The organism is Lactococcus sp. (assembly GCF_036648155.1).
Taxonomy (GTDB): Bacteria; Bacillota; Bacilli; order Lactobacillales; family Streptococcaceae; genus Lactococcus; species Lactococcus cremoris.
Genome location: NZ_JAVXIY010000002.1, coordinates 1 through 20,711, shown reverse-complemented (window position 1 = coordinate 20,711; position 20,711 = coordinate 1). Strand labels below are relative to the sequence as shown.

The window sequence follows — 20,711 nt, the reverse complement described above, 5'->3', positions numbered from 1 at the left end:
CAAATTTGGGCGTTTTGCCAGAATTTGTGTCTTTTAAAGCTCTTTTCACCTAAGTTGTGAGAAGAGCTTTTTATATAAAAGGAGAAAAAATGAATCAAAAACAAAAAGAAATGCAAGCTAGACTAGAACAAATTAAGAAAAATAAACCGCAATTTGCTGAAAAAAATACAAATGGACTGACAGCCGTAAAAGCAACCAAGCAAAATCAGCATGGAGCAAAAATTAATGCTCCACGAAAAGCGGGAATTTGAGATTCAGAGAAATAAGAGAAATTCTCAGCAATACAAATAAATATCTGTTTTACTGAGACATTTCTCCTCAAATTCAATTTCTTAATTCTCACAGATGAGAGGAGAATTAAATGTCAAATATTGAATTTAAAGATTTAACTTTTGGTTATGGAGAAAACCTAATTTTTGACCATGCCCAAATAAATATTGATGACCGCTGGAAATTAGGATTAGTTGGACGAAATGGCCGCGGGAAATCAACACTTTTAAAGCTATTAGAGGGGAAAATAATTACTGATGGCTCGATTATTACTGATAAAAATTTTGTTTACTTTCCACAACTACTGACAGAAGAAGATTTAAATGATGAAAAAATATCATCTGAATCAAGGAATCAAGAGACACTTAAGGGGGATTTTGTAGAAAGTCTGTCAGTAAATATTACTGACAGAAAGTCACAATTAACCTTTTATCTCTTAAATGAATTGGCCGAATTTGAACAATGGGAATTAGAACGTGAATTATCTCTTTTAAAAGTTGATTTAGAGGTATTATGGCGTCCTTTTGAAAGTTTATCTGGTGGAGAGCAAACAAAATGTCTATTGGCAATCTTATTTTTGGACGAAACGAATTTTCCTTTGATTGATGAGCCAACCAATCATTTGGATATGGCTAGTCGAAAAGTCGTTGCTCAGTATCTTAATAAAAAATCAGGATTCATTGTTGTTTCACACGACCGAAATTTTCTTGATGAGGTTTGTGACCATACTTTGGCGATTGAACGTCAACAAGTTATTCTCTATCAAGGAAATTATTCAACTTATGAGCAAGAAAAAAAACTGCGTGATGATTTTGAACTTGCTGAAGATGAAAGATTACGTAAAGATATTTCAAGGCTGAAAAGGACTTCGTTGGAAAAACGAGATTGGTCCAATCAACGTGAAAATGTTGCTGGTGCAACTTTTGTGGATAAAAAAGTTGCCAAGAAACAAAATCAACGAGCAAAAGCAATTGAAAAACGAATGGGACAGGAAGTTGAGAATAAAGAGAAATTACTCAAAAATATCGAAAAAACTGACCCCCTAGTCATGGATTTTCAACCCTCACACCATAGAAGGCTGATACAGTTTGAAAAATTTTCCTTGGCGTTTGACAAAAAAATACTATTTCAACCAATTGATTTTTCCTTGAAAGTAGGAGAAATTGCAGCAATTGTCGGACCAAACGGTCAAGGGAAATCAAGTATTATCAAATATTTATCTGGAAATTTTTCTGGAGAGTACAACGGATTTGTTCAACTTCCGCAAGGAATAAAAATATCATTTGTTCGTCAGATTTATGATAATCGTGGCTATCTAAAAGATTTTGCTACCGAAAATCAATTGGATTATGAATTATTTCTTTCCAACCTCAGAAAGCTAGGCATGGAGCGTAAGCAGTTTACGCAAAAAATAGAAACAATGAGTCAAGGACAACAGAAAAAAGTTGAATTAGCTCGCAGTTTGTCGCAAGAAGCAGAGCTTTATCTTTGGGATGAACCTCTTAATTATCTTGATGTTTTTAATCATGAACAGATTGTCCAACTTCTGGAAAATAGTCAGCCGACAACGCTTTTAGTTGAACATGACCAAGCCTTTGTTGAAAAAGTTTCTAATCAAATTATTAATCTAAAAGATACCTAATTTTAAAAAACAAAAGTAGAGTGATTTTACTCTACTTTTTTAGAATACTATCATATAATAGGAAATGGTAATTTAAAAAATAGGACGATTTTTCTTTAATTTAAAAAATAGGTACTTCAGATAGACAAAAATTTGCTTGACAAAAATTGTTAGTTAACTTCCGTTTGATGCCCATAAAACCTGATGATAAAGCGGTTAGGAGGAAATCATAGTTTAACGATTATAAGCTGAGTATTACTAAAAACTTTGACTAGAAATCAAATATTTTTTCATAGAACTTTTTATGTAGTCAGTTACATTATTGGTTTGTTATAAATGAAATTTATCAACACTTGGGTATTTGACTATAACGATAAAAGAAGTTTATAGTAATAAAGTAATAACATTAATTATAATTTTTATGGAGGTTGTACGATGCGTGCACATGAAATTTTAAACAATCCTTTTTTAAATAAAGGAACAGCTTTTACTATGAAAGAACGTCAAGAATTGGGGTTGATTGGTCTTCTTCCACCAACTGTTCAAACAATTGAGGAACAAGCTGAACAAACTTACGAACAATATTTGACAAAACCATCTGATTTAGAAAAACGTCATTTTTTGATGGAAATTTTCAATACAAACCGTACTTTGTTTTACTACTTATTTAATAAACATATTGTAGAATTTAATCCAGTTGTTTATGATCCAACAATTGCTGATACAATTGAAAACTACAGTCATTTATTTGTAGATCCACAATATGCTGCTTATCTTGATATTAACCACCCTGAAAACATTACTGAAACATTGAAAAATGCAGCGGGTGATAGAGATATTCGCCTTATTGTTGTAACTGATGCTGAAGGAATCCTTGGTATCGGAGACTGGGGAACTCAAGGTGTTGATATCTCAGTTGGTAAATTAATGATTTATACAGCTGCAGCAGGTATTGATCCAGCGTCTGTACTTCCAGTTGTTATTGATGCAGGAACAAATAGAAAAGAACTTTTGGAAGATCATTTGTATCTTGGAAATCACCAAGAACGTATTTACGGTGACCAATACTACAGTTTCGTTGATCAATTTGTAGAAACTGCAGAATCAATTTTCCCTAAATTGTACCTTCACTGGGAAGATTTCGGTCGTTCAAATGCTGCCACAATTTTAAATAACTACAAAACAAAAATCCCTACATTCAATGATGACATTCAAGGAACTGGTATTGTTGTTTTAGGTGGTATTTTTGGATCACTTGACATTACAGGTGAAAAATTAACTGACCAAGTATACCTTTGCTATGGTGGTGGTTCAGCCGGTGCAGGTATTGCTGGTCGTGTTCATGCAGAAATGGTTAGTGAAGGTCTTTCTGAAGAAGAAGCTTACAAACATTTCTTCATGATTGATCAACAAGGTCTACTTTTTGATGATATGGATGACCTTACACCAGCTCAAAAACCATTTGCTAAAAAACGTGCTGATTATAAAGATGCTGGAGATATGACTGATCTTCTTAATATTGTTAAGACAGTAAAACCAACTATTTTAGTAGGAACTTCAACTAATCCAGGTGCCTTTACAAAAGAAGTTGTTGAAGCGATGTGTGCTAATACAGAGCGCCCAGTAATCTTCCCTATCTCAAATCCAACTAAAAAAATGGAAGCTACTGCTGAACAAGTTATTGAGTGGTCTGATGGGAAAGCATTTGTCGCTACTGGTGTTCCTTCAGGAACAATCAACTACAAAGGTGTTGATTATCAAATCGGTCAAGCAAACAACTCACTTATCTACCCAGGTTTGGGCTTAGGAATGTTGGCATCTGAAGCAAAACTTTTGACAGATGAAATGATCGGAGCTGCTGCACACTCATTGAGCGGTTTAGTAGACCCAGGTAAACCAGGAGCTCCTGTTCTTCCTCCTTTTGAATTTGTTGCCGATGTATCAATTAAAGTTGCAGAAGCAGTTGCTAAGAAAGCACAAGAACAAGGTCTTACTGAATCTAAAGAAACTGATATGCCTAAAGCGGTTCGTGATCTTAAATGGTATCCAGAGTACTAAGGGGAATATCTTAAATGAAAAAACTTAAAGAAACGAAAATATCGGGAATTAGTCTTCCCTTGTATGCCTTTTTCGTAGCTGTCATCATAGTCGTAACACTATTGGGAAAACTTCCACTTGATATGGTAGGATTGACTCTCCTACTTGTAACATTAGGTCACCTATTATACTTCATAGGAGAAAAACTACCTATTATGAATTCATACTTAGGTGGGGGCTCTGTTTTCACATTAATTGGTGCCACTTTATTATCTTTCTTCCATATTGTTCCATCTAATGTTATTGGAGCAGTTTCAAATTTTATGGGTGGAAAATTTGGTTTTCTTGATTTCTATATAGCTGCACTTATTTGTGGATCTATTTTAGGCATGAACAGAAATCTATTAGTTAAAGCTTCGAAAAAATTTATTCCAATTGCGTTAATCACAATGGTTATTGGCTTTTTCTCAGTAGGTCTCGTAGGAATGCTCATTGGTAATGGTTTTGCAGATTCTGTAATGTATGTTTCTATGCCAATGATGTCAGGTGGTATGGGAGCCGGAATTACTCCGCTTTCTCAAATCTATGCGGCTGGTTTGGCTCATGGAAATCAGGCAGCTATCTTCTCTCAACTTGCTCCAGCAGTTACTTTTGGTAACATCCTTGCGATTATTGGTGCCTTATCTATCGCTAAAGTATTCAACAAATCTAAATATAACGGACATGGTACCCTTGTTGCAGCAACTAAAGAAGAATTAGCTAAACCTAAAATAAAATTAGATGCTCAACAAATCGGAACAGGAATGCTCTTTGCCTTTGCCCTTCTGATGGCTGGTGACATCTTGAATAAATTCTTCCCTAATATTCATCAATATGCATTTATGATTATTATTGTATTTATCTTAAAAGCTACAAATACTGTTCCTAAAGATTTAGAAGAATCTGTTGTAATGTTTAACCAAGTGATTATGACAAACCTTACTCATGCTGTTTTGGCAGGGATTGGTCTTGCTTTGATTGACTTGAATACTCTTGCTTCAGCATTTACATGGCAATTTGTAGTACTATGTTTGACTAGTGTCGTTGTAATGGGACTTGCTAGTTGGTTCTTGGCTCGTCTCTTTGGACTTTATCCGGTCGAAACTGCCATTGGTGCAGGGATGATCAATAATTCTATGGGGGGGACAGGTAACATTGCTGTCTTGTCTGCTTCAGATCGAATGGAAATGATTGCTTTTGCTCAGATGGCTAATAGACTCTGTGGTGCAATTGTCCTCATATTAGGTGGAATTCTTATACGATTCTTTTATTAAAATAACCATAACCTAAAAAAACATTTTATTTAAAATGTTTTTTTTATATATTTTCACCATAATATTTAGTTTGTATTTAACTTAGTTTTGCTTGAAACTCCTTTAGGGTTAACAATGTAATATATAAAAATATAATGATGATTGAACCCCGTGAAACCCGCTTGATATATGCTATAATATAAAAATGAATGTAAAAAAACAAATTTTTAAAGGCACGCTCTATGCAGTTGTTGCCGGTTGTATGTGGGGAATTTCTGGCATTTTTGGTCAGCTTTTTTTCCGTGACTATCATGGTAGCCCACTTTGGATTACATCAACACGTTTAACGATTGCTGGTATTATTTTACTGGCTATGTCTTATTCGCGAGACCATAAGCGTTTTTTTGATGTCTGGAAATCAAAAAAGAACATGCCAACGCTTTTTTTGTATGTTTTTGGTGGAGTTTTCTCTGTTCAGTATTTTTATTATGTTGCCATTCAATTGTCTAACAGTGCCACGGCGACAATTTTACAATATACAGCACCCGTTTTTATTATGCTTTATTTATTCATTTTCCAAAGACAAGTGCCAAAACCTAAATCGGTCTTATTTGTCATTTTAGCAATGATAGGTGTTTTTTTATTGATTACTAATGGAAATATCAAACATCTTTCAATTAGTCCACTTGCCCTTGTGACAGGCCTTCTTGCGGGTGTTGCGGTCGTAATTTATTCTATCATTCCACGTCCTTTATTGGATAAGTATGGGGCGCTAAATATGACTGGATGGGGAATGATGCTTGCGGGAATTGCTTGCAATATCTTTTATCCAGTTTGGCGGATTAATTTCCGAATTGAACCCCTCTCAATTTTTTACGTTTTGACGATTTCTATTGTGGGAACAGCATTGGCTTTTTTGTTGCTTTTAAGAGCATTCCAGCTAATATCACCTCTTGTTGTTTCGGTTGCAACGGCCACTGAACCACTAACCTCTGTCTTTTTAAGTATTCCCTTATTTGGCTTAAAATTAACACTACTAGAAATGGTGGGGATTGTTATGGTTATTGTTTCAGTTATTCTTTTATCAAAATCAGAACAAGCTTAAAAGAAACCAGTAGGTTTCTTTTTCTTATATACAAGATTTTGACTTTTTTCAGAATATTCTATGATATAATAAATTCAAAGATAGCATTTAACTTCAAAAATAAAATGAATTGAGGAAAATTTATGATTGAGATTAGAGAATTAACAAAGATGTATGGCAAGCAGTATGCTCTAAATCATCTAAGTTTAACAATTCCAGAAGGTCAAATATTCGGTTTTTTAGGGCATAATGGGGCAGGGAAATCCACAACAATAAAATGTCTGACGAGTATTATTGAACCGACAAGTGGACAAGTTTTAGTTGATGGTTTAAATCTTGCTGAACATCATTCAGAAATCAAAAAAAGAATTGGCTATGTTCCTGATACTCCGGATATCTTTTTACAATTATCTCCTAAAGAATATTGGAATTTAATTGCCTCAGCTTTTGCACTTGAAACCTCTGAAAAAGAAAGACAACTAGAAACTCTTACACGACTTTTCGATATTGAAGGGAAAGAATATCAAACAATTGAAAGCTTTTCTCATGGAATGCGTCAAAAAGTAATTGTCATTGGGGCTCTCTTATCGACTCCTGATATTTGGATACTTGACGAACCCTTGCAAGGATTGGACCCTCAAGCAGCTTTTGATTTAAAAAATCTGATGAAAGCACACGCTGCCCAAGGAAAAACGGTTATTTTTTCTACACATGCTTTAGAAGTAGCGCAACAGCTCTGTGATCAACTAGCCATTTTAAAATCTGGCGAACTAATTTATTCGGGAACAGTTGATGCTTTATTAGATTCAGCAAAAGATCAATCTTTGGAATCGGTTTATCTCAAAATGGTAGGTCGTCAGCAAGAAGCGCTAAATAGAGGAGACGATGATGAATCTTCAACAAATTAAAAGTCTTTTTAGTGTCAACCTCCTATATGCCAATCCTCAAGCTACCCAACGTCAAAGAGAAAAAGGTAAAACAAAAAATTTAACCAAATCACTTTTGATTCAATATGGGCTTGTCTCGCTCATCATGTTGCCATTTTTCGGACTGATGATGTTAGCAATTGACTTTCCAAAATATCCGGGATTTTTTACTTTTTATTGTGCTCTGTTTGCCCTGATGACTTTTTCTCAAGCCTTGTCAGCAATTTTAAATATTTTTTATGAGAGCAAAGACTTTCGAGATTATCTGCCTCTCCCTTTTGAAAATGTTAATATTTTTGCTGCTAAATTTTTAGTCGTAATTTTTGTTATCTTACCTTATTTAATGCCTCTTTTGGTGCTTTTTGGAATAACAGGTTTTAGGGCAAACGGAGTGATTGGCCTCTTTCTCGGATTAGTTGGATTTTTTCTGTTTGCTCTATTATTCTTACTGCTTAGTACATGGTTGATTACTTTTTTGGTTCAATCTAAAATATTTCAACGCTATAAAAAGGTTTCCCAGACCATACTATTATTGATTTCAATGGTTGGAATTTTTGCTGGGATTATGTATCTAAATCATACTCAAACGACGATTAGTGCGACAGGTCAGTTGTTGGATAGAGGAACTTTTCTGCCATTTTTACCTTTTTGGAAATGGTTAGTAAATCCGCTCTCTTTCTATAGTTTATTTAGTTTTCTCTTTTTTATAATCTTATTGATTGCTCTTTACTATGTTTTTACACTTCTAGTGGTTCCAAAAATGTTTAAAATTCTCTTGGAAGAGTCAAAAGAAACGAGAATTGTTCAAAAAAGGAAAATAAGAAGAACGAGAAATTTTACCTCACAATTAAGAATTTATAATCTAAGACTAATTAAAAATCCTACCTTATGGATTCAAATGCTGACAGGATCCTTTATTTTTCCGCTTGCTATGCTGCCCGGTCTTTTATCTAGTGGTCTAAATTTGTCAAAATTGGATTTGAAATTTTTTGCTATTTTTCCTATCATCGGAATTAGTTTAGCTTTTCTGACCATTAACAATAGTTCTCTTCCTTCAATGATTATCTCACTTGATCGGGAAAATTTTAATTATTTTAAAAGCTTACCCATGAAGTTGAATTTCTATCTCAGAGTGAAATTTCATTTTGCCTTTTTTATTCAACTAGTTCTTGATTTAATCTTATCTTTAGTGATTGGTATTTTACTGAAAGTTCCTGTTACCTTGCTCTTTGGGCTGTTAATTGGGAATGTTATTGGGGTATATCTGATTTCACTTCATTATTTTGTCAGAGATTGGCATCTCTTAAATTTAAATTGGACTGCGTTGACTCAACTTTTTACAAGAGGTTCTGGGGGATTTCGGGTTTTTATCATTTTCTTTGCTACGCTTTTGGGAGCAGGAGCACTCATTGGAGCAATTATTGCCCTGATTATCTTTATTCCATATCCTTTAGTTGTTAACCTTGCCCTAGTCCTCCTTTTAGGATTTTCGGTAGAAGTGATACTTCATTTTTATCAGAAAAATTTTTGGAATAATCTCTGATAAAAATTAACAATAAAATTACTCTGCTTTAGGAGTAATTTTTTTATAAAAAAAATTAAGAAAGGAAATAAGTGTGTTTTCTTGTTCAGATTAATAAATAAAGTTATAATATAATTAGGGTTTACGAATGTAAACGCACATTTGAACGTGAAATAACAATAGAAAAGAGGCTCTATGTACCAATATCAATCAAAAGTAAGATTAGGTTCAGTCACATTAAATGTTGTTAATTTAGAATTAGAAACACAATATTATCAAGAAGTTTTGGGAATGGATATTTTAAATCAAGATGAAACAGGTGTTGATTTAGGGAGTGAAAAAGCCCAGACTAAACTTATTCGTTTAGAAAAAGTCAAGAGTGATGATACAAAAGCTTATGGTTTATATCATTTGGCATTAGTTTTACCGAGTCGCTCTGATTTGGGAAATTTTTTAAAGCACCTACTAGAGAACGAATTTCCAATTGTTGGTGCTGCAAATCACGGTTACAGCGAGGCAATTTATTTAGAAGACCTAGAGGGAAATGGAATCGAAGTCTATCAGGATAATGACGAGAAGCTTTGGGATAAACAGGCAGATAAAATTATCGGTATAACGGAAAACCTTGATGCAGAAAATCTTTTGACGATAGCTACAGAAAGTGAAAACAAATATAAACTTCCAGCTCAAACTAGAATGGGCCATCTTCATTTGACTGTTGAAAATGTCGTAGAGGCGACAAATTTTTATCAGCAGCTTTTTGAGATGACAGAGAAGTTTGCGGTTCATTCGGCAAGTTGGATTTCTTCGGGAAACTATCATCATCATTTTGCCTTCAATAATTGGGCTGGAGTCAATTTGAATAACCGCACGACAGACTTGCCTGGATTGCTAGAATTCATCATATATGTTGATGATGAAGCATTCTTTAATCAGATAAAAGAGCATGCTAAGCAGATGGCGCGTTTACAATCTGCTGACGAAAATAAACTTATTATTGAAGATTTGAGTGGCAATGAAATAATTGTTAAATTAGAATGAATTCAATAATAAATACATTTATTTAACAGATACATCAGTTCGGTAGGTGTGGTATAATATTTTACATGGACTACGAAAATTATATCTGGGATTTAGGCGGAACTTTGCTAGACAATTATGAAAGTTCTAGCCATGCCTTTGCTGCCACACTATGGTCGATGGCAGAGCGTGTTGTTTTGCGTACTGACGTATATGATGCACTGAAAGTTTCAACTGCTTATGCTGTTGAAAAATTTGCGAGTGATTTACCGGGATTTTTAGAGGAATATAAAAAATTAGAGGCCGAAGAATTAGAGAAGCCAATTCTCTTTTCTGGTGCAAAAAAAGTACTGACAAGTCTGTCAGTAAATGGTAAGAAAAATTTTATGATTTCACATCGTAATCATCAAGTGCTGACAATTCTGTCAGCAGCAGAGATTGACTCATATTTTACAGAAGTCGTTACAGCTGATAATGGTTTTAAACGAAAACCGGCGCCAGAATCAATTAACTATTTGTTGAGCAAGTATAAGCTTAATCCAAAGAAGACAGTGATGATTGGTGACCGCTCATTAGATATTGAAGCTGGAAATGCTGCTGGAGTAGGAACCATTTATTTTGATAGCTCTAATGATTCAATTCAGTCAGTAAAAACATCTAACGCTACAAAGAATGTCTTACTTACTAATGAACCGACCCATATTATTCATGAACTGACAGAGATTCTTTTGTAATCTTTAAAAAATCAATTGATTGTAAGCAAATTTCAGTGGAAATTTGCTTATTTATATCTGAAGAGTTAGAGATGAAAATACCTTAGAAAAGTGCTAAAATCGCCGATTTGTGGTATAATGGTAATAAGTTTTTCATAGAAATGAGAGTTAACTTTGAACGAAGAAAATAAAAATTTAGAAATGCTTGCAGACGAATATGATGCCAGCCAGATTCAGGTCCTTGAAGGTCTTGAAGCTGTACGTATGCGCCCTGGGATGTATATCGGTTCAACATCAAAAGAAGGTTTGCACCATTTGGTCTGGGAGATTGTTGACAATTCAATTGACGAAGCACTTGCTGGATTTGCAAGCCATATTGAGGTTTTTATTGAACCTGATAATTCAATTACAGTTGTTGATGATGGACGGGGAATTCCTGTTGATATTCAAGAAAAAACAGGTCGTCCAGCGGTAGAAACCGTCTTTACCGTTCTACATGCCGGAGGTAAATTTGGCGGAGGCGGTTATAAGGTTTCTGGTGGATTACACGGCGTGGGTTCTTCTGTTGTTAACGCCTTGTCAACGACTTTAGATGTTACCGTCCATAAAGATGGTCAAAAATATTTTCAAGAGTATCACCGCGGTCTCGTTAGAGATGATTTGAAAATTATTGGTGAAACTGATCTTAGAGGAACAACTGTTCACTTTGTACCAGACCCAGAAATTTTTACAGAAACTGTTGAATTTGACTTTGACAAACTCGCAACGCGTGTTCGTGAACTTGCCTTCTTGAATCGTGGTCTTCGTATTTCATTAACAGATAAACGTGAAGGAAATGAAAAAAATGAAGTTCACTTCCATTATGAAGGTGGGATTCAGTCTTATGTTGAATATTTGAATGAAAATAAGACAGTTATTTTTGAACCAGCTATTTTTACTGAAGGTGAAATGGATGGAATCGCTGTTGAAGTTGCTATGCAATATACAGATACCTATCATTCAGTAGTGATGTCTTTTGCGAATAATATCAATACTCATGAAGGTGGAACACATGAACAAGGCTTTAGAACTGCTCTAACTCGTGTCATTAACAACTACGCCAAACAAAATAAAATTCTTAAAGAAAATGAAGACAATTTGACTGGTGACGATGTGCGTGAAGGATTGACTGCCGTTATCTCAGTTAAACACCCTAATCCACAGTTTGAAGGACAAACCAAAACAAAACTCGGAAACTCAGAAGTAACAGGAATTGTCAACAAACTTTTTGCCGAAGCACTGACAACATTTATGTTGGAAAATCCACAAGTTGCTCGTAAAATTGTAGAAAAAGGGATTTTAGCAAGTAAAGCCAGAATTGCAGCTAAACGTGCGCGTGAAGTGACACGTAAAAAATCAGGTCTTGAAATTTCAAATCTTCCTGGTAAATTAGCAGACTGTTCATCGAATAATCCTGAACAAACAGAATTATTTATTGTCGAAGGAGATTCAGCCGGAGGATCTGCTAAATCGGGACGTAATCGTGAATTCCAAGCCATTCTCCCAATTCGTGGTAAGATTTTGAACGTTGAAAAAGCAACAATGGATAAAATTTTAGCCAATGAAGAAATCCGTTCATTATTTACTGCCATGGGAACAGGGTTTGGAGGAGATTATGATTTGTCCAAAGCACGTTATCATAAACTCGTGATCATGACCGATGCCGACGTTGATGGGGCTCATATCCGAACACTACTGCTCACGCTATTCTATCGTTACATGCGTCCAGTTGTAGAAGCAGGCTACGTTTATATTGCTCAACCACCAATTTATGGTATAAAAGTAGGTTCTGAAACTAAAGAATACATTCAACCAGGTGAAAATCAAGAAAAAGATTTACAAGAAGCTTTAGCACGCTGGGCGCAAGGGAGAACAAAACCTACGGTCCAACGTTATAAAGGTCTTGGTGAAATGGACGACCATCAACTTTGGGAAACAACAATGGATCCTGAACATCGTTTGATGGCACGTGTTTCTGTCGAAGATGCAGCAGAAGCAGATAAAATATTTGATATGCTCATGGGAGACCGTGTTGAACCTCGCCGTGAATTTATTGAAAATAATGCTCAATACTCAACGATTGATGCTTAATAAAAAAAATCCAGTTTTATCTGGATTTTTTTTATTAAGCATAATGTTAGCGCTTTAAATTGGTTTGTAATATAATGATTTTAAGAAGGAGGAATGCCTATGCCTGAAATGAATCCAAAATTGAGTGATGAGCAAATGAAGGAACTCGAAGAAGAAACCCTTCGAAATGCAACTGTTGGAACTCAAACAGGAATTCAAGATACATTTGAGAAGACAACAAGTAAAGCAGAAGAACTATTTGGCGAAGCTTCAAAAGCGCTCAAAGAAGTTGAAGAAAAGGAATAGTTATTCTTAAAAGTAGGAAACCCTACTTTTTTTATTAAACTTTATTTTGAATTTTGAGTGACTTTTTATAAGGCATGTGATAGAATGTGTTTATAAATTACAAAATCTTACTTAAACAATTATAAAAGGAGACAAATGAATCAAGGAATTATTGCTCAAAAAATTGTATTTTCCATGTAAATATCTATAAAATCACTAACTATATTTACATGGAGAAAAAAAATGCAACAAAATAAATATGACGATGACCAGTTTTTTAAAAATTATGCAGCAATGCCAAGGTCTAAAGAAGGTTTGAGAGCCGCTGGAGAGTGGTCTGAATTAGAAAAAATACTACCAAACTTTCAAGGAAAGAAAGTTTTAGATTTAGGATGTGGCTATGGTTGGCATTGTAAATATGCGGCTAACCATGGAGCGCTAGAAGTAGTAGGAATAGACCTTTCTCATAAGATGCTCGAAGTGGCAAATAAAATGAATCATGATGCCCGAATTAAATATCAACAGTCTGCAATAGAAGAGATAGATTTTTCAACTGATACTTTTGATATTGTTTTTAGTTCTTTAGCCTTTCATTATATTTCAAATTTTGAGGAGCTAGTGAAGAAAATTTCAAAATGTCTTAAAAAGAATGGTGAATTAATTTTTTCAGTCGAACACCCCTTGTTTACTTCTTCTGGAGAACAAGATTGGTCTTATGATGAGAACGGTAATATCCGTCATTTTCCAGTTGATAATTATTATTATGAAGGTGCGAGGGAAGTCAGTTTTCTAGGAGAGTCAGTGATTAAATATCATAGAACAGTGACAACCTATTTGATGACTTTATTAAATGCAGGATTTGAACTTACTAATGTTATTGAACCTAAACCTCCGATTGAAATGAGAGAACTTGAGGAAATGAAAAATGAAATGAGGCGTCCGATGATGCTTATCATTTCGGCTAAAAAAATTAGTCGCTAATTTCTTGATGTTAAAAGCTCCTAACTGAATCTAGGGGCTTTTATTTATTATATATAGTATTATTAAGATTTGACGATACTTGGCTTTAGTAATCTATAAAAATTAATACTTTTTTATGATATAAATAGTTTTTTTATTACTTTTGAGGTAGAATAAAATTAGGAGAAAATAAATGAAAAGTATATATATGGTTACGATTCTTTTAGTAACGGTATTTGGAATGTCAGCTTGCAGTTCAAAACAATCTAAAGAAGTTTCAAAAACGACTTCTGAAGGTAGCTTCATCTCTCAGCAAAGTTCTACCTCTCAAAATAATTCAAGTACCAAAAGTCAAACTAGTAGTTCAAAAGCAACAACAACTGACGAATCAAGTTCAACGATTCAAACAGAAATAAAATGGAATTCAGAAAAGAAGTTCCGACTTGCAGAGTTTATGAGTGCATGGGGAAAAGAAATGAATCAAAACTATAGTCAATATGATCCTACGCATAACGTTGACTTTTATGGACTCTCTCTTCCATTTTCAGTATTAAATGATAATACAGCTTGGAAAGCGACCATTAATAATCAACCGATTGATTTAAGATGGTCAGAGACAGGAGAAGGAGAAGGAGATTATTTATTAGTTGATGTTTACTCGGATTTTGGGACAAAGAATACATTTGAAAATCATGTCTATTTCTTTGTGCTTAAAGTTGGCCGTCCTCTTGTGCTCTACACTGGTCAAAATCAAGGAAATACCAATCATTATTTACACTTAAAAGAAACAGAGAATAATGAATTAAAGAATGCCTTTGCTCGAATTGTTGGATAAATTTATAAAATTAAAAGTAAGTCTGCAAGCTATTGCAGGCTTTTTTAGAACTCAAAAAATTTTTTTCCTTAAAGAATTTTTATTCTTGACAAAAGATAGCGAACGGATTATAATAGTTAACGTCGTTAATAAATATTACCGTTAGGGAGGAGTGAAAATGGACTACAATAAGGCAGCGGAGGTTTTCCTCACAACTGTTATAAAAAGAGGAAAAGCAGAGATGATGCACCGCTTTAATACCTACTCCCAGGGGGAGCATTTGGTGTTAGGCTATCTTTATAAGGAAGCTGGTAAGCAAATTGTTCCAAGTAAGATTGCAAAATTCACGCATACAAGTACGGCGAGAATAGCAACAATCTTAAATAATCTTGAAAGTAAAAACTTGATTACTCGTGAGATTTCAAGAACAGATCGTCGAAAAATTTTGGTTGCAATTACTGACAAAGGTCGACGTGTCGCAGAAGAAATTAGAGTAGAAGCTTGCTCAAATTTGGCGCGAGTTTTTGAAGAAATGGGTGAAGAACGAACAGAAAGTTTCATTGAAAATTTCAAAATGTTTTTAGAAATTGGCATGAAACTTGCAGAAGAAGATAAAGGTAAAGAGGAGGAAAAAAATGCCTGATACTTATGAAAAAGATTACCATTTAGATATACATGGTAAACACTATAGCCGAATCGGAATGCTTATTTTGATTCTGGTTGGTACATTTGGTGCCATGTTGATGCAAACATCACTTGGAACAGCGATTCCAACATTGATGAATGACTTCAACATCACAATGTCAACAGCACAACAAGCAACAACTTGGTTCTTATTAGCAAACGGGATTATGGTTCCTATTTCAGCTTATTTAGCAACAAAATTTCCTACTCGCTGGCTTTACGTGACAGCATACGCAATTTTATTTTTAGGAATGTTTGTTGCTTACTCTGCACCAACATCAAGTTGGTGGATTTTCCTTGCTGGTCGTATTCTTCAAGCCATTGCGGTTGGGATTACGATGCCATTGATGCAAGTGGCCTTGGTTAATATGTTCCCAGCGAAACAAATGGGAGCGATCATGGGGGTTGCTGGGGTTGTACTCGTTCTTGCTCCAGCTTTAGGACCAACATTTGCAGGCTGGTTAATCACTCATGATTTTAATCTTATCTTCTGGACTTTTGATGCAGGTTGGAGAACTATTTTCCTTATTCCAATGATTGTCGTCGGAATTGTCTTCCTCGTTTCAATTTTTGCCATGCGAGATGTTATTCCAAACCGTCCAATGAAATTAGACTTCTTTTCAGTTATCCTTTCAGTTGCCGGTTTTGGTGCATTCCTTTGGGGATTCACAAACGTTGCAACTGATGGATGGGGTAAATTTAATACTGTAATTGCCCCAATTGTTGGTGGTTTAATTATCATCCTTCTCTTTGGATTGCGTCAACTTAAGATGGACGACCCCTTCCTTGATATCCGTGTCTTTAAGATTCGACAATTTACTCTAGTCACTCTCGCCCTTGCTTTAAGTACAATGGCAATGATGGGTGTTGAAATGATGCTTCCTCTCTATCTTCAAGATGTTCACGGACTTTCTGCCTTCAATTCAGGACTTGTCCTCTTACCTGGTTCATTGATGATGGCTGTTGTAGCACCACTTGCTGGTGGTGTTTATGACCGTATTGGTTCAAAACGTCTCGCCGTTATTGGTTTCCTTGTTTTAGCATTGGGTACTGTACCATTTATGTTCTTCACAGCTACAACTCCTGATCATTTTGTTACTCTTCTTTACGGTTTACGTATGGTTGGTGTAGGTATGGTTATGATGCCATTGACAACAAGCGCAATGAATGCAGTGCCAGTAAATGAAGTTGCTCAAGCTACAGCTTCAAATAATACAGCACGTCAAGTTGCCTCATCAGTTGTCGTTGCCCTCCTTTCTTCAGTAGCCCAAAACGTAATTACGAATAATATGCCTGCTTCATCATTGAAGGCAGCCAATCCATTGCAATTTGCAAATAAAGCTATTGAAGCAATGTTGCAAGGTTACCATGCCTCATTTGCAATTGGACTTGTCTTTGCAATCATCGGTATTTTTGTAGCTCTTTCTTTGAAGAGTGGTCGAATGATTGCTGGCCTACCAGTTGAAGAACAAGAAGTGAAAGGAGAAAATAAATAATGCTGATTATATTATTATTGGTAGTGTTTATGATTGGAACCTTCTTTGGTTTCATGTTCATAAAGAATACAATTGCTCATTGGTTAGTTGGTGGAATCTCCTTTCTATTATTAGCGGGTTCTGTTGCTATGTTGACCATGCATATCAAAGATAACTGGGGAATGAAAGAAGTAACAACTTCAAGTACTCACCAAATCTATACTGCTGGAGATAAAACAGCTCCTTATGGCATGATGATTAAAGCAGAAATCGGAAAAAATACGGACAACTATGTTTTGGTATATCGAAATAGTGAAAAATCTGAAAAAGCTGATACTAATTTCAAACCAAATCAAAAGAATATCGTTGAAGCTGTTAAAAAATCTGCTACTTATAAATTAGTAGACGATACTAAAGCAACAGTTACGACTAAAACAACTAGACGTGTTTGGTCATCTGATTTTTATAAATTACTGTTTAGCGTCGGTGGAGAACAAAATGAATTGGTTAAACAACAATCTGTTGTGTCAGTTCCGAAAGATACTTGGCTCGTTTTAACTCAAGACCAAGTTAAAAAACTAAGTCAAGAAGCTCCAGCTATGCAAAAACAAATGGAAGCACAGCTTAAAGCTGACCCACAAAAAGCAGCACAACTTGCTGCCCTCCAAAAATCAAATCCAACAGAATATGCTAAAATGCAAGTCAAACAAATTAAGCAACTTCTTGGAATTACAGAATAATAATAAAAAGACTTCAAAATTATTTGGAGTCTTTTTATTACATGTAAATTAAGTAAATATAAATAACGTAAAGTAAATGACTTTACGTTATTTTTCTTGACAATAATTAAAGTAAATAATACAATTGACAAATAAAAGAAATTTAATTTTCATACATCACAAAATATCCTTTAAAAGATAACGAATAAAAAATTTAAGCGTTGTAAGGTAAGCCGTTTTTACTAAATATTTAAAATTTTCTTAGATATCTCAAATTTAGAGTGATATAATATGAAAGATTTAATCCAAATTAGACTAGAAAATCATTATAAAGAAAGAGGGGCAAATGTTAAAGAATAATTTTCCAAAAAAAATAATGGTTTCATCACTCATCCTAATCTTTTTTATTTTATTAATAATGGTAGGAAAATACATTTTTGATAAAGAAACTTATGTTCCTCCAACGACCAGTCAACAGGTTACAAAAACTTCTGAATCCAATGGTTATCTTTCTTCAAGTTCTCAGGTATCAAAAAGCCAAAGTTCTACAGAAAAGGCTCAAGCGATTGTTCCAGTAGAAAGTACCGGCGTATCAGATTGGCTTCAAGTAAAATCTCAAGGAAGTGGAGAAAAATTTACAGATCTTTCAACAGGAGATTTTAAAATTTATAAAGTTCATAGTCCGCAAGTTCTAAAAACTGGAACTTCGACTGATAGTCCTGTATTGAGCATGACAGAAGTGGTCAGTAAGTATCCAGATAGCTTAATTATGAATGCTTCTGGCTTTAACATGACAACTGGAAAAATCACGGGTTTTCAAATTAACAACGGAAAGCTGTTCAAAGATTGGAACTCTGACCAAAGAGCCAAATATGCTTTTGTATTCAATAAGGATGGTTCATCAGAGGTTTATGATTCAACTACACCAGCAAGTGAAATATTGAAAAAAGGCGCTGATATGAGTTTTAGTTTTGGCTCCATTCTAATAAAAAATGGGAAAAGTTTACCAAGCGATGGAACTGTTAATTGGGAAATTCATTCTTTTTTAGGAAATGATAAAGACAATAACATCTATCTTATTATCTCAGATACCAATACAGGTTATCCGGCAATTATGTCAGAACTTGAAAGTCTTCATTTAGAAAATGCTCTAGTAATGGATGGGGGCGGCTCCAGTCAAATGTCATTAGACGGGCAAGCAATTTATCCAAGCCAAGATAATCGGTCAGTCAATGACTATATTGTTTTGAAATGACGAAACTAAGCGGCAGTATAATCGTTAAATAATTGTCTGAATAAAATAGATTGGAAATTAAGACAAATGACAAATAATGAAAATAAAAAACTCAAGATAAGAGCTACCAATTTGACCAAAAGGTTTGAAATGCTTGAGACAACTAGTAATAAAATGAAAACTTTATTTGGTTTAAATCGAAGTAAGGGACAAGAATTTTGGGCTTTGAGAAATGTAAGTTTTGAAGTTCGTGATGGTGAAACAATTGGAATCATAGGGCTAAATGGTTCTGGAAAATCTACGATATCAACGCTCATCAGTGGAACAATGACTCCAACAACGGGGGCATTAGAGGTTAATGGAAATGTAAGCATTATTGCTCTAGGAACTGGTCTCATTCCCAATCTTACAGGAAGAGAAAATATTCATGTGGTTGGTCTCATGATGGGGATGACTAAAAAAGAAATAGAAAATAAGCTTGATGACATTATTAACTTTTCAGAACTCGGACCATTTATTGACCAACCATTAAAAACCTATTCTTCTGGGATGAAAGCAAAATTAAGTTTTTCAATTGCTGCTTATCAAAATCCTGATATTCTTATTATTGATGAAGTACTTTCAGTTGGAGATGGAACTTTTGGACAAAAATCAGCAGATAAAATGTTTGAGTTTCGTGAGCAAGGTAAAACGATTTTACTTATTTCTCACGACATGATGGCAATTGAAAAATGGTGTGACAAGGTGCTTTGGTTGCATTATGGTGAAGTTAAAGGATACGGACCTACGGAAGAAATATTACCTCAATATATTAATTTCGTTCAGTGGTTTATTCGTCTTACCCCAGAGGAACAAGATGAGTATAAAGAAAAAGTAAGAAGAGAACAACTGACTTATTCTATTGAAATGCTTAAAGAGGAACTTGAAGAAGAATATAATAAAAGCCCGAATAGTTACTCTCGAAAGGGTCCCCAAGATCAATTGGACTTTGTGAGAAATAATAAATTATCAATAACGACAAAAGTATTTCTTGTTTTACTTGCATTTATTTGTTTTATTGGCATAGTTTTTTATACAAGCAGTGCTACAAGTATCGAAGCATTAACTAATCCACGAAATTTTTTAACTCAGCACCTTTTTCAAGCTAGGCCCTCTTTCTCAGAGAAACTTAATAATGAAGTAATTAGTATGAGTATAAGTGAAAGAGAGAAAGAAGAGGAAAAAATTGCTAAAAATATGCACAAATCTACAACGACTAAATCATCCAACAAGTTGACAAGTAGTGAAAGCAAGCTGAAAAAAAAGTCACTTCCCACCAAATCTTCTCAAAGTAGCACAGAGCAATCTTCTTCAAATGCGGGAACTCAAACTTATACAGTTAAATCAGGAGATACTTTAGGAGAAATCGCAGAATTTTATAATACGACAACCACAGAGATTCAAGAGCTAAACCCAGGGATAAACCTTAGTCTAATTAGTCCAGGGCAAATCATTAACCTCCCCTCTAATAATAGTACGGAAAGTCAATAAAACAATAAATGAAAGATTTATACCAATATTTAAAACCCGAATTGCTAGTTAATTTCATTGGAAAATAAATAAGTCGTGCTATCCTAATCTTAAACCACTAAGCATTAGAAAGCGCACGACTTATATGACTTATAATAGCACACTTCCAAAAGTTTTTGTTTATTTACTGACAACCATTGAGACGCTTTATCAAACGAGTGTTCCCCTTGAGGTTCAAAACCGAAAGAACGTCCATCTCGCAACATCAGATTGCTTAGTTATCGCTTGTTACCTCTGGGGCGTACTGCATTTTAGTGAAACGCTTAAAGCTAAGCACCAATTGGCTCAAAGTTTATTTCCTAATTTCCTAGAATATTCTCGCTTTGTCCGCCGTTGTAATGCCCTCTTACCGAGTATCCAAGTCATTCGCCAAGCAC

General features: G+C 34.6%; 18 protein-coding genes and 1 pseudogene. All 19 read left to right on the top strand.

All coding sequences use genetic code 11. The annotated features are described in order from the left end of the window. Positions 1–89 precede the first annotated feature (89 nt). Positions 90–251 (top strand): hypothetical protein, encoded by a 162-nt coding sequence (locus RSC39_RS01945; protein ID WP_011675863.1) that lies wholly within the window; start codon positions 90–92, stop codon positions 249–251. A gap of 110 nt (positions 252–361) precedes the next feature. Beyond that, positions 362–1,912: an ABC-F type ribosomal protection protein gene (abc-f, locus tag RSC39_RS01940; protein WP_332534709.1), complete on the top strand. Its 1,551-nt coding sequence runs from the start codon at positions 362–364 to the stop codon at positions 1,910–1,912. Positions 1,913–2,326: 414 nt separating this feature from the next. Continuing rightward, entirely contained in the window at positions 2,327–3,949 is a 1,623-nt protein-coding gene (locus tag RSC39_RS01935; protein WP_332534707.1) for a malolactic enzyme, read from the top strand. Positions 3,950–3,963: 14 nt separating this feature from the next. Continuing rightward, on the top strand, positions 3,964–5,241 hold the full coding sequence (locus RSC39_RS01930; RefSeq protein WP_332534705.1) for a citrate:cation symporter: 1,278 nt from the start codon (positions 3,964–3,966) through the stop codon (positions 5,239–5,241). Between the two features lie 184 nt (positions 5,242–5,425). Then, a complete protein-coding gene (locus RSC39_RS01925) occupies positions 5,426–6,325 on the top strand; it encodes a DMT family transporter (RefSeq protein ID WP_011675866.1) in 900 nt (299 codons plus the stop codon). Positions 6,326–6,447: 122 nt separating this feature from the next. Further along, on the top strand, positions 6,448–7,212 hold the full coding sequence (locus RSC39_RS01920; protein ID WP_063281351.1) for an ABC transporter ATP-binding protein: 765 nt from the start codon (positions 6,448–6,450) through the stop codon (positions 7,210–7,212). After that, positions 7,193–8,773, top strand: coding sequence for an ABC transporter permease (locus RSC39_RS01915; RefSeq protein WP_332534702.1), 1,581 nt, complete (start codon positions 7,193–7,195; stop codon positions 8,771–8,773). The genes RSC39_RS01920 and RSC39_RS01915 overlap by 20 nt, the downstream gene beginning before the upstream one ends. A gap of 174 nt (positions 8,774–8,947) precedes the next feature. After that, the gene (locus RSC39_RS01910) at positions 8,948–9,793 is read left to right on the top strand and encodes a VOC family protein (RefSeq protein ID WP_332534700.1); all 846 of its coding nucleotides are present in this window, start codon (positions 8,948–8,950) and stop codon (positions 9,791–9,793) included. A gap of 65 nt (positions 9,794–9,858) precedes the next feature. After that, positions 9,859–10,506, top strand: coding sequence for an HAD family hydrolase (locus RSC39_RS01905; protein ID WP_332534698.1), 648 nt, complete (start codon positions 9,859–9,861; stop codon positions 10,504–10,506). Positions 10,507–10,659: 153 nt separating this feature from the next. Beyond that, positions 10,660–12,615 (top strand): DNA topoisomerase (ATP-hydrolyzing) subunit B, encoded by a 1,956-nt coding sequence (gene gyrB / locus RSC39_RS01900; protein ID WP_011675870.1) that lies wholly within the window; start codon positions 10,660–10,662, stop codon positions 12,613–12,615. A 99-nt stretch (positions 12,616–12,714) separates the two neighbouring features. Next, a complete protein-coding gene (locus RSC39_RS01895) occupies positions 12,715–12,900 on the top strand; it encodes a hypothetical protein (protein ID WP_063281347.1) in 186 nt (61 codons plus the stop codon). Positions 12,901–13,122: 222 nt separating this feature from the next. After that, positions 13,123–13,860 (top strand): class I SAM-dependent methyltransferase, encoded by a 738-nt coding sequence (locus tag RSC39_RS01890; protein WP_332534696.1) that lies wholly within the window; start codon positions 13,123–13,125, stop codon positions 13,858–13,860. Positions 13,861–14,032: 172 nt separating this feature from the next. Continuing rightward, positions 14,033–14,674, top strand: coding sequence for a DUF4767 domain-containing protein (locus RSC39_RS01885; RefSeq protein ID WP_332534694.1), 642 nt, complete (start codon positions 14,033–14,035; stop codon positions 14,672–14,674). A gap of 157 nt (positions 14,675–14,831) precedes the next feature. Beyond that, positions 14,832–15,296 carry a MarR family transcriptional regulator gene (locus RSC39_RS01880; protein WP_043734840.1) on the top strand — a complete coding sequence of 155 codons (465 nt, stop codon included), beginning with the start codon at positions 14,832–14,834 and terminating at the stop codon, positions 15,294–15,296. Beyond that, positions 15,289–16,833 carry an MDR family MFS transporter gene (locus RSC39_RS01875; RefSeq protein ID WP_332534691.1) on the top strand — a complete coding sequence of 515 codons (1,545 nt, stop codon included), beginning with the start codon at positions 15,289–15,291 and terminating at the stop codon, positions 16,831–16,833. The genes RSC39_RS01880 and RSC39_RS01875 overlap by 8 nt, the downstream gene beginning before the upstream one ends. Further along, positions 16,833–17,552, top strand: a complete 720-nt coding sequence (locus RSC39_RS01870; RefSeq protein WP_332534689.1) for a DUF4811 domain-containing protein — start codon at positions 16,833–16,835, stop codon at positions 17,550–17,552. The genes RSC39_RS01875 and RSC39_RS01870 overlap by 1 nt, the downstream gene beginning before the upstream one ends. A gap of 325 nt (positions 17,553–17,877) precedes the next feature. After that, a complete protein-coding gene (locus RSC39_RS01865) occupies positions 17,878–18,786 on the top strand; it encodes a phosphodiester glycosidase family protein (RefSeq protein WP_332534687.1) in 909 nt (302 codons plus the stop codon). A 66-nt stretch (positions 18,787–18,852) separates the two neighbouring features. Continuing rightward, the gene (locus RSC39_RS01860) at positions 18,853–20,295 is read left to right on the top strand and encodes an ATP-binding cassette domain-containing protein (RefSeq protein ID WP_063281342.1); all 1,443 of its coding nucleotides are present in this window, start codon (positions 18,853–18,855) and stop codon (positions 20,293–20,295) included. A gap of 124 nt (positions 20,296–20,419) precedes the next feature. Beyond that, positions 20,420–20,711: pseudogene (locus RSC39_RS01855) on the top strand (IS982 family transposase); the annotation flags it as partial.